The following is a 17552-nucleotide window of genomic DNA, read 5'->3' as shown; positions in this document are numbered from 1 at the left end:
TTGCTTTTTTGATAGTGTGTGCTCACTTAAAATTTAACGTTGGCGCTTTGTTTTGTTCAGTTTTCAAAGAGCAATTTATCGTCGTTCGTTTGGAAACGACTTTAATAATATATCAACTATATTATTTTTTGTCAACAACTTTTTTTCTTTCGCTGTCGACTTAGTTATTATATCTAGTATCAGGAATAAAAGCAATAGTTATTTTAAAATAAATAATATACATGAATTCATAGATTTCAAATCCTATGACTGTACACCTAATCAAGAAGAAAAAGCATACATTTTAAGAGTAAACTTTTTCTTTGAACTTTATAGTATTTCTTCTATATATAATTCACGATTAATCCCTAAATTGATTATTTGTCCACTATCCATCACCTTTATGACCGGTTTTGTTTTTCGAGACGGCATCAATAAAAATGATTTCAGCGATGAATCCATTGTTCAGTTTGACCATGCTTCCTATGGAAAAATTAGCGAAGCTTGATAACAAGGTTTTAACTACCCCAATATCGAATTTACCAAAGTCATCATGTAAGATCATCTCCAATACCTTAAACGGTGATTGTTTCTTTCTATATGTCCTTTCGGAAGTCATGGCGTAAAATACATCTGCAACAGCAATGATTTTTGAGAATAGATTCATGGGCTTTGTTTTCAATCTTTTGGGATAACCCGTTCCATCTAACCTTCCATGATGCTCTAGAACGGCTAACTTCACACTATCCTTTATGCTTGAACTATCTTTAATCATCTTATAGCTAAAAATAGGATGAGCATGTATCTCCTCATAATCATCCGCTGTCAGGCTTTCCGTTTTATTTAATAACCTTGGTGACAGCTTTGCCATCCCGCAATCTGCCAGACATCCGCCAATTGCCGCTTGGTAGACATCAGCCATATTGCATTTCATTTTATATGCAATATATCCTCCTATCAATCCAATGGAAATGGCATGATGATATACATATTCTTCTTTAGTGCAATAGTGGTGCAGCATCAAAATGTTTCCTGGTTCCTCTAAAGCCTTATAAATAAGGGGAATCATGATTAAACGAATCATGGCCACCTCGACTTTACTGCCCGCCTGCCAATTTTTAAATAATCGTTTATATGTTTCTACTGACTTAAGATACAAATCCGTAAAATCCAATGACTCTTCGATTTCATCCAATTCTGGATCCATTACTTCTTTCGGCAGAAATTTCTTTCCATCAATCAAAGTTTTTTCAACGCTTACCACTGTTATTAAAAAGGCTTGCAAAGCCTCAATCAATCGCTTGGTCAATATTGTTTTTTCATACATAATGGGGTGGTTCGAAAGACCTCTAATTTCTTTCGAGAGGATGCAGCCTTCAATTAAATAGCGAGTTTTCACTAGCAAAACGTTTCACCTCGGTAGTATTAATGAGTATCATTTTACTTGAAAAACATGGTAAAAACTATCTTTATTATGATTAAATACCTAAAAAAATTCAATTTATTAGCAAGATTATGCGAAACTAAAGAGTCTTTTTACCCATATTATCATTTTGAAATCCGCTAATGCGCAAAAAAAAGACCCAGCTTAATTGCTGGGTCTACAGTTTTTTTACGGTCTTCAGAATTAAAATTCCGAACCCCTTTTTTTATGAAAAGATTATTCTTCCGTATCTTTTTCAGTTTCTTCATTTTCTTCAATTACGGTAGGTTCAGGATCAGAATCCGGATCTAGAGTCGTGACCGTTTCTATTTCCAGGTCTTTTTCTTCTTCTTCTTCCCTTCCTACGATGGCAACCGTCGAAACATATTCATTATCTGCGGATTCGAGTCGGATGAGCTTAACACCCTGTGTATTACGGCCCGTTTTAGAAATGCCTTCGACTTCCATTCGGATCAATACACCAGCTGCTGTAATCAGCATTAAATCTTCCTCTACACCCGTAACTGTTTTCACAGCTATAAGTTCACCATTTTTCTCAGTGACATTACATGTTTTTATTCCTTTTCCTCCACGGCTTTGAATACGGTATTCTTCCGCAGAGGTCCGTTTTCCATAGCCGTTTTTCGTAACGATCAGGACTTCTTCATCATCTTCAAGAATTTCCATTCCGACAACTTCATCATTCGTCCCTAAGGAAATCCCTTTTACTCCCGCTGCAGTACGTCCCATTGTCCGTACATCCGTCTCAGGGAAACGAATCATCATACCGGACTTCGTTCCAATTATGATCTGTTTCTCTCCATTCGTAAGTCGGACAGAGATCAATTCATCATCTTCACGTAAACCAAGGGCAATTAAACCGTTATTACGGATATTTGCAAAAGACGATAAAGGTGTACGCTTTGATATCCCATGTCTGGTCGTAAAGAATAAATACCAATCGTCCGCAAATTCCTTCACAGGTATGATTGCATTGACCCACTCGCCTTTATCGACTTCCAACAGGTTGATAAGCGGCAATCCTTTTGCCGTCCTGCCATATTCAGGTATTTCATATCCTTTTGAACGATAGACTTTACCTTTGTTGGTGAAGAATAATAGAGTGTCATGAGTCGAAGTGGTTAACAAGTGACCGACAAAGTCATCTGTATTCGTGCCCATACCCTGTATTCCGCGCCCCCCGCGTTTTTGACTGCGGTATGTGGTTGCAGGCAAGCGTTTAATATAACCGTTATGCGTAAGTGTCACGATTATATTTTCCTCTGGGATTAAATCTTCATCTTCCAGGCTTTCAAAGCCGGCTAATGTGATTTCAGTTCTCCGTTTATCATCAAAACGTTCTTTAATTTCAAGAAGTTCTTCACGGATAATTTCAAGAACCTTTTCCTCATCAGCAAGAATTGCTTTATATTCTGCAATTATAGCCATTAATGCCTGATATTCATCTTCAATTTTTTCACGTTCCAGACCTGTCAAGCGCTGTAAACGCATATCCAGGATAGCTTGCGCCTGTTTTTCGGAAAGTGAGAATTGTGTCATTAAGCCTTCACGGGCAATATCTGTCGTTTGGGAACTGCGGATCAACGAGATGACTGCGTCCAAATTATCAAGTGCAATACGCAAACCTTCTAAAATATGGGCACGGGCCTCCGCTTTCCGCAGTTCAAATTCAGTCCTGCGACGTATGACTACCTGCTGATGCTCCAAGTAGTAGCGTAGGCATTGTTTTAAATTCAGCACCTTTGGCTGACCGTCCACCAAAGCAAGCAGATTGATTCCGAAGGTGGTCTGCATCGCGGTATGCTTATACAGGTTGTTTAAAAGGACATTCGCATTAACATCCTTTCGAAGCTCCATGACAATACGCATGCCATTGCGATCCGATTCATCGCGTAAGTCGGTGATGCCTTCGATTTTCTTATCTCGGGCAAGTTCTGCAATTTTTTCAATCAATCTTGCTTTATTCACTTGATAAGGGATTTCCTTAACAAGGATTACCTGTTTACCATTCGGTTTCTCTTCAATCTCGACTTTCGCCCGTTGAATGATTGACCCTTTACCGGTTTCATAGGCCTTTCTGATTCCGCTTCTCCCTAAAATCAAACCGGCTGTCGGAAAGTCCGGACCAGGAATATATTCCATCAACTCTGGAATTGTAATTTCAGGATTCTTACTTAAAGCCAATACGCCGTCAATTACCTCACCTAATTGATGGGGCGGAATATTGGTTGCCATTCCTACCGCTATTCCTGATGAACCATTCACCAACAAGTTCGGGAACCGGGCAGGCATGACGGCTGGTTCTCTTTCTGAACCATCGTAGTTATCCTGGAAATTGACCGTATCTTTATTTAAATCGCGGAGTAACTCCATCGAGATTTTAGACATTCTCGCTTCGGTGTACCTCATTGCGGCAGCTTGGTCACCATCGACCGAACCGAAATTCCCATGTCCATCTACAAGCATATAGCGATAGTTAAAAGGCTGCGCCATCCGTACCATCGTTTCATATACTGCCGAATCACCATGCGGGTGATATTTACCGATGACTTCCCCGACAATACGGGCTGATTTCTTAAATGGTTTATCCGAAGTCATTCCAAGATCGTTCATTGCATAAAGAATTCTTCGGTGTACCGGTTTCAAACCGTCCCTTACATCAGGCAAAGCCCGCGACACGATAACGCTCATCGCATAATCCAAAAACGATGTCCGCATCTCGGTACTTATATTTATTTCTTTTACACCTGATCTTTCATTTTCTGACATGGAGCCAACCTCCTATTAAAAGCTTATACTCTCATTTAAATTTAACTGTTCGTGCACTATGTAAAGAACAGGATGTAAAAAGCATCCTGTCAAAAAATCAGATATCAAGATTTTTTACATAAATTGCATTTTCTTCAATGAAGTTACGTCGCGGCTCGACCTTGTCGCCCATCAGCATCTCGAAAGTTTCATCTGCCTCGGCAGCATCTTTCAAACTGACTTGAAGCAGCGTTCTCGTTTCTGGGTTCATGGTCGTTTCCCACAATTGCTCCGGATTCATTTCCCCCAGCCCTTTATAACGCTGCAGGTTAGGCTTTGGAGTACTTGGCAAACTTGCCATGATTTCTTCAAGCTCGCGGTCATTATAAGCATAATCCACTTTTTTCCCTTGCTGAATCTTGAAAAGTGGCGGCTGAGCAATATATATATATCCATACTCGATGATTTTTCGCATATACCGGTAGAAGAATGTCAACATCAGTGTTCTGATATGGGCACCATCCACATCCGCATCGGTCATGATAACAATTTTATGGTATCTGGCTTTTTCAGTATTGAATTCATCACCAATGCCTGTTCCAAGTGCTGTGATGATCGTACCTATTTCTTCATTATGCAGGATTCTGTCCAATCGCGCTTTTTCAACATTCAGGATTTTACCCCTTAGCGGCAAGATAGCTTGGAAATGGCGGTCCCGCCCTTGTTTTGCCGATCCTCCCGCAGAGTTTCCTTCAACGATGTATAATTCGCTGATACTCGGGTCCTTAGAAGAACAATCTGCCAATTTACCTGGTAGATTGGATACTTCCAAAGCACTTTTCCTCCGGGTCAATTCACGTGCTTTCTTCGCAGCCATTCGGGCTCTCGCTGCCATTTGCCCTTTATCTACTATTTTTCGGGCCACGGCAGGATTTTCGTATAAGAAGGCATCAAGTCGTTCCGAAAGAATGGAATCAGTAACCGTTCTTACCTCAGAGTTTCCGAGTTTGGTTTTCGTCTGACCTTCAAATTGCGGATCAGGATGCTTAATCGAAATGATTGCCGTTAAACCTTCCCGGACATCTTCACCTGAGAAATTGGCATCCGCTTCTTTTAAAAGACCATTTTTCCGTGCATAATCATTGATGACACGGGTCAAAGCAGTCTTGAATCCCGATTCATGTGTACCGCCTTCATAGGTATGAATATTATTGGCAAAAGAAAAGACATTGCTGATATAGCTGTCATTATATTGCAAAGCCAATTCAACGGAAATTCCATCTTTCTCGCCTTCCATGAAAATCGGTTCCTCATGCAATACCTCTTTAGAACGGTTCAAATGCTCAACATAAGATTTGATACCGCCCTCATAGTGGAACTCCCTGATTTTTTCTTCTTCTTCACGTTTATCTTCAATGATCAGCTTCAACCCTTTATTCAGGAATGCAAGCTCACGGATTCGTGTGGCTAATGTATCAAAGTCATATTCCAAGGTATCCGTGAAGATTTCACCATCAGGAATGAAGTGTACAGTCGTTCCGGTATGATCGGTTTCCCCGATGATTTTCAAATCTTCCTTTGGGATACCGCGGTTAAATTGCTGATAATGGATTTTACCTTCACGATGAACGTAAACTTCCAATACCGTGGATAAGGCATTAACTACTGATGCCCCCACACCATGCAGACCGCCGGAGACCTTATAACCTCCGCCGCCAAATTTACCGCCCGCATGAAGGACCGTCATGATTACTTCTACAGCTGGGCGTCCCATTTTTTCATGGATCCCCACTGGAATTCCCCGACCATTATCGACTACGGTTATGCTATTGTCTTCTTCGATCGTCACTTTGATTTCCGTACAGAAACCAGCCAGTGCCTCATCAATACTATTATCGACAATTTCCCAAACAAGATGGTGAAGTCCTTTTGCAGAGGTAGTGCCGATATACATCCCCGGACGTTTACGAACTGCTTCTAAGCCTTCTAAAACCTGTATCTGATTCTCATCGTATGCCTGAGCTTGTACTTCTTTTTGTTCCATTGTCATACGTATCACCTACACTTTTCTTTTGGCATTTATCAATTTTCAGGAGTAATTATACGTTTAGCTACAATTCAAAGAATATCTATATCATCGATTAAGAGCGATGGCTGCAGTGAACGCTTTTTCAAAGTGGACGACGCAAGCGGTGAATAATATACCTGTTTGTCCGTCACTACAATCGATTTAACCGAGTTTTTTGCTAAATGGTAAGTTACATCAGACTTTTTCTCCAAAAATTCACTCATGATTGGAGAGGCCTGAAGCAGCTTCTTATCTAAAATGGCTATGACATCGTCCGTTTTCACAAGAATGTCTTCACCAATATGGAGATACATACATTCACCTCATCATTTAACCTTTTTTATACTTCCTTGACTAACATAAAAGGTGGACGCTTCTCTTAGGGTTTGATGATCGATTCCATCAACGGAGGGTGTCGTCACGAATGTTTGCACTTTCCCTTGTATTGTATTCAGTAAATGGGATTGGCGGAAATCGTCAAGTTCCGATAACACATCATCCAATAATAAAATGGGATACTCGCCGATTTCTTCATGGATCAGCTCAATTTCGGCAAGTTTCAAAGACAGGGCCGTCGTTCGCTGTTGTCCTTGTGAACCGTATGTCTGGACATCCCGGTCATTCACAAAAAAAACCAGGTCGTCACGATGAGGACCTACCAGTGTTACACCCCGTTCAATTTCCCTTGTTTTTATTTTATCAAATTTTTCTGTGTATACTTCTATCATTTTCGTCAAATCCATAGATTCTGATACATCAAGCGACGGTTTATATTGGATTTTCAATACTTCTAGATTTCTGGAGATCCCCGAATGAATCGGCTCTGCCCATTGCTGGAGCTTTAAAAGAAACTCGTATCTTCTTTCGACAATTTTCGCTGCATACTGAATAAATTGATCGGTCAGCACGTCAAGCATCGTCGTATCCGTTTGTTTTCGGGTCTGCAGAAGCTTTAAGTAATGATTTCTTTGTTGAAGTATTTTATGATATTGGCTCATATCATGAAGGTATACGGGAGAAACCTGGCCAATTTCCATATCTATAAAACGGCGTCTGACTAGAGGACTTCCCTTTACAAGGTTTAGATCCTCAGGCGCAAACATGACCACATTCATATTTCCGACATATTGACTTAACTTTCTTTGTTCAATATGGTTGCACTTCGCCTTTTTCCCTTTTTTTGAAATGGTCAGCTCAAGTGGTATTGAGGTATTTCTCTTTCTAACTCTTCCCTCTATTTTAGCATACTCTTCATCCCAGCGAATAAGTTCTTTATCATTTGAGGTGCGATGAGATTTTGCCATTGCTAAAACAAAAATAGATTCCATGACATTTGTTTTTCCTTGAGCATTTTCGCCGAGGATTACATTGACTTTATTCTCAAAAGTCAGATTCAATTCGGTATAGTTGCGGTAATTTTTCAAACTTATATTTTCAATATACATATTCCGCTCTTCCCTTATGTTTTAGCTTGTAATTGTGTAGGTGCCAAATCCAGGAATCTCTATTTTATCACCTGATCTTAATTTTCTGCCTCTTCTCACGTCTAATTCGCCATTAATGTAAACCTCGTATTCACTTAAGAACCATTTCGCCATTCCGCCGCTTTGGATTAAATCGGCCAATTTCAGGAATTGTCCAAGCGTAATATATTCAGTATTGATTTTTATGGAGTCCATTTCATGCCTCACTCATTTCTAAGTAGTCTTTAATATTTCATTTTACTAAATTAATCCCATTAAGACAAAGTATAGCTTTTTCAGTTCTTATTTTTAGCGATTCACCGTTCCGTACAGCATTAAAAAAACGACAAGAACCCTTTGGAAACCTATGTTTAAATATAAAAAAATTAAAGACCTGCTATACAAGCCTTTAATTTTTTTGAAATATTATTTTAGCTTAATAAGTTCTTACTGGGAGAATTAATTGCAGCATGGAATCATCATGTAGCGGACGAATGACAAACGGACGCATTGCCCCTGTGAAATTAATTTTTATATCGGAACCTTCCAATGCCTTTAGAGCATCCATTACAAATTTGGCACTGAATGAGATTTTCAGGTCTTCACCTTCAATGGCTTCTGCCTGAACCTCTTCAATTACTTTACCAATTTCAGGAGTATTGGAAGAGACTTCGATGATACGACCTTCCAGGGTTGTCAATTTGACGACATTATTTCTTCCTTCTCTCGCCAATAAAGAAGCCCTGTCGATCGCTTGCAGGAAATCCTTGGTGTGAACAGTCACATCGGTTTTGCTATCTGATGGAATCAAGCGTGATGTATCAGGGTAATTCCCTTCAAGAAGTCTTGAGAAGAATAATAAATTTTCAGCTTTGAAAAGTACTTGGTTTTCGGTAATGACGATTTCAATGAGTTCGTTTGTATCATCAAGGATCTTACTTAACTCATTCAAACTTTTACCTGGGATGACAACGCTATAGGTCCCGTTAATTTTATTTTCTATTTTGGCTGTCCTCATTGCAAGCCTATGACTATCTGTTGCAATACAGGTCAATTCGTCATCTTGAACCTTCAAGTTTACACCTGTTAAGATGGGGCGTGTTTCTGACGTGGACACTGCAAAGCCAGTTTGTCTGATAAGGGTCTTTAAAAGGTCCGTTGGAAGTTTGAAAATATTTTCTTCTTCAATGATCGGAAGATGTGGATATTCCTCAGGATCCAGTCCATTTAGATTAAACTCAGCTTTTCCAGAGCGAATAATCGTTTGGAAGTTGTTCTCCACTTCAATTTCTACAGTATCCATCGGCAGCTTTTTGACAATTTCACTGAAAAAACGGGCATTCAGGACAATACCGCCGCTGCTTTTAACTTCAACGATTTCATCTCCGTCAACCTCAGCCGGAATGAATGATTGGATGGAGATATCAGAATCACTTCCTGTTAGAGTGACACCCTCACTAGTAACGCTTATTTTTATCCCCGTTAGAATCGGAATCGTCGTCCTTGATGTGACTGCTTTCATTACTTCTTGGACACTATGAACTAATCGATCTCTTTGGATTATAAATCTCATGTTTCATCCTCCAATTTTTTATTGCCGAATAGGCATATTTATTAATAATTTTTATTAAAAAAGATAGTAGTAATAGTAGTAGGTCCTGTTGATATGTGGATAAGTCCACTCAACCTAAGGAAAAACAGTCTATCCACATGTGGACAGACTGTGTGTAAGTAGTCGTCAGTTATTCACATTATCCAGAATCCATTATACCCTCAGCTGGTCCTGGATTTCTTTAACCTGACGTTGAAGCTGGGTGTCCGTTTGCATGAGTTTGGAGATTTTTTCATGCGCATGGATAACGGTCGTATGATCGCGACCTCCAAATTCATCACCTATCTTGGGCAGGGATGAGTCCGTCAACTCCCTGGAAAGATACATGGCGATCTGTCTCGGAAAGGCCACGGATTTAGTCCGTTTTTTCGCCTTGAAATCCTCAAGTTTGACACTATAATGTTCACCGACCGTTTTCTGGATTTCCAAGATGGTGATTATTTTAGGTTTTGAGCTAGGGATGATATCTTTTAATGCTTCAGCTGCCAAATCGGCATTTATATCCTTATTAATCAATGAAGAATAAGCGACGACACGAATAAGTGCTCCCTCAAGCTCACGAATATTGGAATCGATTTGATTGGCGATATAGAGCATGACTTCGTTCGGGATATCAAGACCCTCAGCTTTTGCCTTTTTACGCAATATGGCAATCCGCGTTTCTAGATCAGGTGGCGTGATATCCGTGATCAAGCCCCACTCAAACCTTGAACGGAGGCGATCCTCTAGTGTAGGTATCTCTTTTGGCGGGCGGTCACTCGAGATGACGATTTGTTTGCTTTCTTCATGCAACGCATTGAATGTATGGAAAAACTCTTCTTGAGTTTGTTCTTTTCCCGCAAGGAATTGAATATCATCAATTAATAAAACATCCACGCTTCGATATCTATCACGGAATTCCCCAGCTTTATTGTCCCGGATCGAGTTGATGAATTCATTCGTGAACTTTTCAGACGATAAATAAACGACCTTCGCATTCGGATTATGCTCTAGAACATAATGCCCGATTGCATGCATTAAATGAGTTTTTCCAAGGCCGACGCCCCCGTAAATGAATAAGGGATTATAGGCTTTGGCCGGAGCTTCTGCGACAGCGAGAGACGCGGCATGGGCAAAACGATTGCCGGAGCCGATGACAAATGTATCGAATGTATTTTTCGCATTAAGCATATGCTGTGGAAATGCAGCATGCTCTTTATCCTGCTTTTTTATCTTTTTAGGCTGAACAGGAACGGTAAAATCATCATCTTCTTGATTGGGGGGAATGATGAATTTTGCTTCCAATTCCTCACCGGTAAGTTCAAACAATACATCGGAAATAAGATGGGAATAGCGTTCTTCAAGCCAATCCCTGGCAAATTCATTGGGAGCGGTGACTGTTAAAGTATCACCTTGCAGTAAATAGGCCTTGGTTGATTTAAGCCAAGTCTCAAAGCTTGGTTTACTGATTTTTTTTTCGATTTTTCCGAGCGCCTGGTTCCAGAGGCTATCGATGTTATCCAAACTTATCCCTCCTTTGCAAAATATTTTTAATAATTGTATCTAAATGTATAGGCACAAATAAACTCATCGATTGCCGTCTTTATATTAATTTTGACAGCAAAGGTTCGGTGAGCTGTATTAAGGGATTTTTGTGTTGTGTAATGAAGTGCCTAAAAACTATATCTTGCGCTGTACAACCTTTGTACAGACTACATCTGGTGAGCCAGAGTAGATTTGAATGTTTATTCATCAACAGGTATTTTAAGAAATATATAATAAAGAAGAAAAAAGGGTTTTCGACAATATCCACCATCTGTGGACAGATTAATATACACAGGTCGGATAAACTATCCACAAGTTATTCACAGTCTGTGGATAAACCTTACCTGTTGATAAAGTTATTCAGAGTGAAAACACAAATATAATATCAGAAATTCAGGCGTCTTGCAATGGGTTAGAAAACTTTATCCACAACTTACCGAGCTTGTGGGAAAAACTTTTCCACAGGCCATTGTTATGTGCAAAAGTCCATGAAATGGGATGTGGATAGAAAAAAACATGTCGAAATTTATCCACAGACCGTGATTATCGGCTGAACTAATTTGTTTTGAACGAAGTTGTTCAAGCCGAAAGTACTGCATGGGACAGATCGAAAGATGATTCACGTCCATTCTTATTATTTGTCGAATGTTGTTTCGATCAAGGAAGGATTCATTGCGAATCTCATATTTGTGCTCATGGATAAAATGATGGAAATTTGCCTTTCCCCAAAAATTTCTATATCAGTTCGGAGCAAAATCATTTACAATAGGCTAGGTAGTAAAAAAAGGCCAACTGGACATTGAGCATTAAAAAAGAAATATTTTTATGGATGAGGTTGACAAGTAGAAACCTCCATCTATATAATTGTAAAGACTGTCTTTAACTGTTATTCCTCAGGGAGGTGTCATATAATGAAAAGAACTTATCAACCGAATAACCGCAAACATAGTAAAGTTCACGGTTTCCGTGCACGTATGAGCACGAAAAACGGACGTAGAGTAATCGCTGCACGTCGCCGTAAGGGCAGAAAAGTATTATCTGCATAGACCACTGAAAAGTCTCAGTGGTCTTTTTTCGCAAAATAAGGGATTTACTGAGACTCAATTCATGTAATGAAGGTGTAAAAATGAAAAAAAAGTTAAGGATTAAGAAAGAGGACGAATTTCAGCTTGTGTTTAAAAAAGGTGAATCTTCTGCTAATCGGCAATTCGTTGTCTATGTCCTTGAAAAGCCAGGTCAGGATTATTTTCGGATCGGCCTTTCAGTCAGTAAAAAAATCGGGAACGCCGTTGTAAGGAACCAAATCAAAAGATACATACGGCAAGCGTTTTTAGAATTGAAAGAAGATATAGAAGAGGGTAAGGATTATATTGTGATTGCTCGAAAACCAGCGGCGGAGATGGACTTTAGCCAGGTGAAAAGCAGCTTGATCCATGTCCTTAAACGTTCTAAATCACTAAACTTTAAAATGAAAAAACAATAAAGTCCCCTTAATATCGAATAAGCACTCCTCGGATCATGTGGTTACTTGAGAAAGATGACATAGAAAATCCCGATTGTAACTGTGGAAAAAGTGGATTACTTTTCCTTGAAATCTTCTATCAAACAGTTCACAATTGTTTCAAAAAAGATTGATTGAAGTTAGGAGGAAATTACGGTTGAAAAAACGAATATTACTCATTATTGGACTAGCCTCGATAATGATGTTGTTAGCAGGGTGTACGGAAATTAAAGAACCTATTACTGCGGATAGTGAAGGTTTTTGGAATTCATACATTGTCTATCCATTATCAGCCCTGATCATCTGGCTTTCTGAAGCATTTGGCGAGAACTATGGTTTGGGAATCATCGGTGTTACACTAATCATTCGCTTAGCGTTACTTCCATTAATGATTAAACAGGTGAAAAGCTCGAAAGCCATGCAGGCCATTCAGCCTGAAATGAAAGAACTTCAAGCAAAATACAGCTCAAAAGATGCTGCCACACAACAAAAACTACAGCAAGAAACAATGGCTCTATTTTCAAAATATAATGTGAATCCATTGGCGGGATGTTTGCCGATATTGGTGCAAATGCCGATTTTGATCGGATTTTACCATGCAATCAGCCGTACGGAAGAAATTGCTTTACATAGTTTTCTTTGGTTTGATTTAGGTTCCCCGGATCCTTATTATATTTTACCGGTCGTTGCAGGTATCACGACTTTCATCCAGCAAAAGATGTCCATGGTAGGAATGAACTCCAATCCACAAATGGCGGCACAAATGACGATGATGCTTTACATCATGCCAATCATGATTGTTGTATTTGCTATTAATTTCCCCGCTGCTCTTTCTCTTTACTGGGTAGTTGGTAACATTTTTGGTATCGTTCAAACATATTTCATCAAAGGTCCGGATCTTAGAAAAGCAGCTGCGGAAAACGCGGGAGGGGCAAAGAAAAAGTGAAAAAAGTGACTGCTACAGGACAATCTGTCGAAGAAGCAGTAAATTTAGCTTTAGCTCAATTGAACAGCACTAAGGATCGCGTGGAGATTGAAATAGAAGATGAAGGCAAAAAAGGATTTTTTGGTTTATTTGGTGCAAGGAAGGCAATCGTCCATGTGACGTTGCCTCCGGATCCCATTGAAGAGACACTGGGATTTTTGAAGAATGTCAGCGTGGAAATGGGAGTCAATGCACAAATTGATGTCACCCGTAAAGGTAAGAATGTAACATTCCATTTATCAGGTGATAAAATTGCCTTATTGATTGGAAAAAGGGGTCAAACACTAAATTCACTTCAGTATTTAGCACAGCTGGTAGCAAATCGATATTCGAAGCAGTTTTTGAATATTACTGTAGATGCAGAAGATTATCGAAATCGCCGCAATGACACCTTAATCCAATTGGCCGAAAGAATGGCAAATAAAGCCTTGAAAACAGGTAAAGCTGTTTCACTTGAGCCGATGCCATCCTATGAACGAAAGGTCATCCATAATGCTCTCCTGGATTATCCAAAAATAAAAACGACTTCGAGTGGGACGGAACCATATCGCCACTTAGTCATTACTCCACTTAAATGAACCTTCTGCTTTTAAGCAGGGGTTCTTTTTTTAGGCCTGCTATCAATGTGTGTCGAATATTTTTTTACAAAGTATCAATTCAACAATAAGTGACATATTTCTTTATATATTCTTGATCCGTAAAGGGATGCGGACGATATTTGTTATTCACATGTGGATAAGTTAAAATGGATGTTACAGAATATGGATTAATGGCATGTGGATAACTCTCGAGAGGAAGGAGTATCTACTTTTTTTCATCTATATACTATGGTATTGTAGTAATTTAGGGATTCGACGATTTTGTTATCAGAATAAAAAATAGAAACATCAATATATAAGAGGTGAAAGCATGGAATTCGATACAATCACCGCTATCTCTACTCCCTTAGGGGAAGGGGCAATCGCCATCGTTAGGATCAGCGGTGATGAGGCCATAGAAATAGCCGACAGGATCTTTAAAGGGCCAGGTGGTAAAGGATTGCTTGATGTGAAATCACACACGATTCATTATGGCCACCTTATCCAGCCTAAAACAGGTGAAATCATAGAGGAAGTCATGGTTTCGGTCATGATGGGTCCAAAGACATTTACAAGGGAAGATGTAGTTGAAATAAATTGTCACGGTGGAATCGTTTCGGTCAATCGGGTATTGCAGCTCATTCTCTCACAAGGTGCTCGTTTAGCGGAACCTGGTGAATTCACGAAACGGGCTTTTTTGAATGGCAGGATCGATCTTTCGCAAGCTGAGGCCGTTATGGATTTAATCCGCGCTAAAACGGATAAAGCGATGAATGTTGCATTAGGTCAAATGGAAGGCCGGCTTTCGAAATTAATCCAAAACCTGCGACAAGAAATTTTACAGACCCTCGCACAAGTCGAGGTTAATATAGATTATCCGGAATATGATGATGTCGAAGAAATGACGCATCGTTTATTTTTGGAAAAGGGCAGTTATGTGAAGAATGAAATAGAGAAGCTGCTTCACACGGCCCAACAGGGCAAGATACTTAGGGATGGGCTTGCGACCGTTATCATAGGGCGCCCTAATGTCGGAAAATCTTCTTTGCTTAACAGCTTAGTTCATGAAAATAAAGCGATTGTCACTGATATTCCAGGTACAACACGTGACGTAATTGAAGAGTATGTCAATGTTCGCGGTGTACCGCTTAAACTTGTCGATACAGCAGGAATTCGCGAAACGGAAGATATTGTTGAACGAATTGGAGTTGAACGGTCTCGTGCAGTATTAAAAGAGGCTGATTTAATATTGCTTGTATTGAACTATTCGGATGATTTCACTGCCGAAGATGAGAAACTGTTTCAAGCGGTTGAGGGTATGGATGTTATCGTTATCATCAATAAAACAGACCTTCCACAAAAAATCGATATGGCAAAGGTTAAGGAAAAGGCGGCATCCCATAAAGTTGTTTCCACCTCATTACTAGAGGATCGAGGAGTCGATGAATTGGAAGAAGCCATCGCTTCTTTATTTTTTGAAGGTTCTTTAGAAACGGGAGATCTGACGTATGTTTCCAATGCCAGGCATATAGCTTTGCTTGGACAGGCATTACAGTCTATTGAAGATGCAATCGATGCTATTGAAATGGGTACGCCGGTTGATTTGGTTCAAATCGATTTCACGAAAGCCTGGGAGCTACTTGGAGAAATCATTGGCGAAAGCGTTCAGGATAATTTGATCAACCAATTGTTCTCTCAATTTTGTTTAGGAAAATAAGCGTAAAAGGAGGAAAAGGATATGCAATACGAAGCAGGTAGCTATGATGTCATTGTTATTGGTGCCGGTCATGCTGGCAGTGAGGCAGGCCTTGCAGCTGCAAGAGTAGGAGCTAAAACGTTGATGATCACCATTAACTTGGATATGGTCGCCTTTATGCCATGCAATCCCTCCGTTGGCGGGCCGGCAAAAGGGATAGTCGTTAGGGAAATTGACGCTTTAGGCGGTGAAATGGGAAGAAATATCGACAAGACCCATATTCAAATGAGGATGCTCAATACGGCAAAAGGTCCGGCTGTTCGTGCGCTGCGGGCGCAGGCAGATAAATTTCTCTATCAACAAGAAATGAAAAAGACGATAGAAGACCAAGAAAATTTGACATTGATTCAAGGAATGGTAGAGGAATTAATTGTTGAAAACGACGTATGTACGGGTGTCATCACTAAAACAGGCGCGGTTTACCGTGCGAAAACAGTCGTAATCACGACGGGAACATATTTACGCGGTGAAATCATTTTAGGGGAATTGAAATATTCAAGCGGCCCAAATAATCAGCAGCCTTCCATCAGGCTTTCTGAGCATTTAGAGCAGTTAGGATTTGACTTGGTCCGTTTTAAAACAGGAACGCCGCCACGTGTGAATAGCTCTTCCATAGATTACAGCAAAACGGAAATTCAGCCTGGCGATGAAGTGCCACGCGCATTTTCTTATGAAACGACAAAGTTCATAACGGATCAATTGCCATGCTGGTTAACGTACACGAATGAGGGGACACATCAGCTCATTGATGAAAATCTGCACCGTTCGCCAATGTATTCCGGAATGATAAAAGGAACCGGACCGCGTTATTGTCCATCGATAGAAGATAAAGTCGTTCGTTTTAATGATAAACCACGGCATCAGATCTTCCTGGAGCCTGAAGGCCGTAATACAAAGGAAGTTTATGTGCAAGGTTTATCCACCAGTCTGCCTGAAGATGTACAAGTGAAAATCCTGCAAACAATTCCAGGACTTGAAAAGGCGGAAATGATGCGTGCTGGATATGCAATTGAATATGATGCTATCGTTCCTACGCAGCTATGGCCCACACTTGAAACGAAGAAAATCAAAAATCTGTATACTGCTGGCCAAATTAACGGGACATCCGGCTACGAGGAAGCAGCAGGACAAGGGTTGATGGCCGGTATTAATGCAGGATTGAATGCAATGGGTAAAGAAGAACTGATTTTAAGCCGTTCGGATGCCTATATTGGTGTTCTCATTGATGATCTTGTGACGAAAGGTACGAATGAACCATACCGTTTGCTGACTTCACGTGCAGAATACCGTTTATTATTGCGCCATGATAATGCCGATTTACGCTTAACGGAAATTGGATTCAATATCGGGATGATCAAAGAAGAACGCTACAATCGTTTCCTTATGAAAAAAGAAGCGGTTGAAATGGAAAAGGAACGACTGAAAACAAACTTCATCAAACCGACCAAAGAGGTTCAAGAAGTCATTACTGCAAGCGGCGGCAGTGAGTTGAAGGATGGAATCCGTGCCTCCGATTTATTGAAACGGCCTGAAATGGATTATTCCCACATTCAGAAGTTGGCGCCAAGTGATGTCGAACTGAGCGATGAAGTGACGGAACAGGTCGAAATCCAGATCAAGTATGAAGGATATATCGAAAAATCCTTGCAGCAAGTCGATCGCCTGAAAAAAATGGAGAATAAAAAGATTCCAGAGAATATCGATTATGATGCAATTTCTGGTCTTGCAACGGAAGCACGTCAAAAATTAAAGCAGGTCCACCCGCTATCAGTAGCTCAGGCTTCAAGAATTTCAGGTGTGAATCCCGCTGATGTTTCCATTTTGCTTGTTTATTTGGAACAAGGTAAGATCGCCAGAGTATCTCAGTAATGGAAATACCCGAAAAGGATTGAAG

Annotated in this window: 14 protein-coding genes; 6 read left to right on the top strand and 8 right to left on the bottom strand. The window is 40.1% G+C overall.

Annotation, left to right across the window (positions count from 1 at the left end):
* Positions 1-367: 367 nt before the first annotated feature.
* The 8 genes from ACYP5M_RS15860 to dnaA form a co-directional block, all read right to left on the bottom strand.
* Complete coding sequence (locus ACYP5M_RS15860) at positions 368-1378, bottom strand: HD-GYP domain-containing protein (RefSeq protein ID WP_459735242.1); 1011 nt, start codon at positions 1376-1378, stop codon at positions 368-370.
* 261 nt (positions 1379-1639) lie between these two features.
* Positions 1640-4192 (bottom strand): DNA gyrase subunit A, encoded by a 2553-nt coding sequence (gene gyrA / locus ACYP5M_RS15855; protein WP_459735238.1) that lies wholly within the window; start codon positions 4190-4192, stop codon positions 1640-1642.
* A 97-nt stretch (positions 4193-4289) separates the two neighbouring features.
* Positions 4290-6215, bottom strand: coding sequence for a DNA topoisomerase (ATP-hydrolyzing) subunit B (gene gyrB / locus ACYP5M_RS15850; RefSeq protein ID WP_063577547.1), 1926 nt, complete (start codon positions 6213-6215; stop codon positions 4290-4292).
* Between the two features lie 74 nt (positions 6216-6289).
* Positions 6290-6553 carry an extracellular matrix regulator RemB gene (remB, locus tag ACYP5M_RS15845; RefSeq protein WP_101223983.1) on the bottom strand — a complete coding sequence of 88 codons (264 nt, stop codon included), beginning with the start codon at positions 6551-6553 and terminating at the stop codon, positions 6290-6292.
* 12 nt (positions 6554-6565) lie between these two features.
* A complete protein-coding gene (recF, locus tag ACYP5M_RS15840; protein ID WP_048687943.1) occupies positions 6566-7684 on the bottom strand; it encodes a DNA replication/repair protein RecF in 1119 nt (372 codons plus the stop codon).
* Between the two features lie 21 nt (positions 7685-7705).
* Complete coding sequence (gene yaaA / locus ACYP5M_RS15835; protein ID WP_034316192.1) at positions 7706-7918, bottom strand: S4 domain-containing protein YaaA; 213 nt, start codon at positions 7916-7918, stop codon at positions 7706-7708.
* 220 nt (positions 7919-8138) lie between these two features.
* Positions 8139-9275, bottom strand: a complete 1137-nt coding sequence (gene dnaN / locus ACYP5M_RS15830; RefSeq protein WP_101223982.1) for a DNA polymerase III subunit beta — start codon at positions 9273-9275, stop codon at positions 8139-8141.
* Between the two features lie 192 nt (positions 9276-9467).
* Positions 9468-10817: a chromosomal replication initiator protein DnaA gene (gene dnaA / locus ACYP5M_RS15825; RefSeq protein ID WP_057914144.1), complete on the bottom strand. Its 1350-nt coding sequence runs from the start codon at positions 10815-10817 to the stop codon at positions 9468-9470.
* A gap of 932 nt (positions 10818-11749) precedes the next feature.
* Between dnaA and rpmH the strand changes: the two genes are divergently transcribed.
* The 6 genes from rpmH (at position 11750) to mnmG (ending at position 17527) form a co-directional block, all read left to right on the top strand.
* Complete coding sequence (gene rpmH / locus ACYP5M_RS15820; protein ID WP_034316183.1) at positions 11750-11884, top strand: 50S ribosomal protein L34; 135 nt, start codon at positions 11750-11752, stop codon at positions 11882-11884.
* A gap of 80 nt (positions 11885-11964) precedes the next feature.
* Positions 11965-12321 (top strand): ribonuclease P protein component, encoded by a 357-nt coding sequence (gene rnpA / locus ACYP5M_RS15815; RefSeq protein WP_101223981.1) that lies wholly within the window; start codon positions 11965-11967, stop codon positions 12319-12321.
* Positions 12322-12496: 175 nt separating this feature from the next.
* A complete protein-coding gene (spoIIIJ, locus tag ACYP5M_RS15810; RefSeq protein ID WP_048687953.1) occupies positions 12497-13285 on the top strand; it encodes a YidC family membrane integrase SpoIIIJ in 789 nt (262 codons plus the stop codon).
* On the top strand, positions 13282-13902 hold the full coding sequence (jag, locus tag ACYP5M_RS15805) for an RNA-binding cell elongation regulator Jag/EloR (RefSeq protein ID WP_101223980.1): 621 nt from the start codon (positions 13282-13284) through the stop codon (positions 13900-13902). The genes spoIIIJ and jag overlap by 4 nt, the downstream gene beginning before the upstream one ends.
* A gap of 331 nt (positions 13903-14233) precedes the next feature.
* Entirely contained in the window at positions 14234-15619 is a 1386-nt protein-coding gene (gene mnmE / locus ACYP5M_RS15800) for a tRNA uridine-5-carboxymethylaminomethyl(34) synthesis GTPase MnmE (protein WP_101223979.1), read from the top strand.
* A 21-nt stretch (positions 15620-15640) separates the two neighbouring features.
* Positions 15641-17527 (top strand): tRNA uridine-5-carboxymethylaminomethyl(34) synthesis enzyme MnmG, encoded by a 1887-nt coding sequence (gene mnmG / locus ACYP5M_RS15795; protein ID WP_101223978.1) that lies wholly within the window; start codon positions 15641-15643, stop codon positions 17525-17527.
* The last annotated feature ends 25 nt before the right edge of the window (positions 17528-17552 follow it).

This window comes from Peribacillus sp. N1 (assembly GCF_054600815.1).
This window is presented reverse-complemented; position numbering and strand designations above follow the sequence as displayed.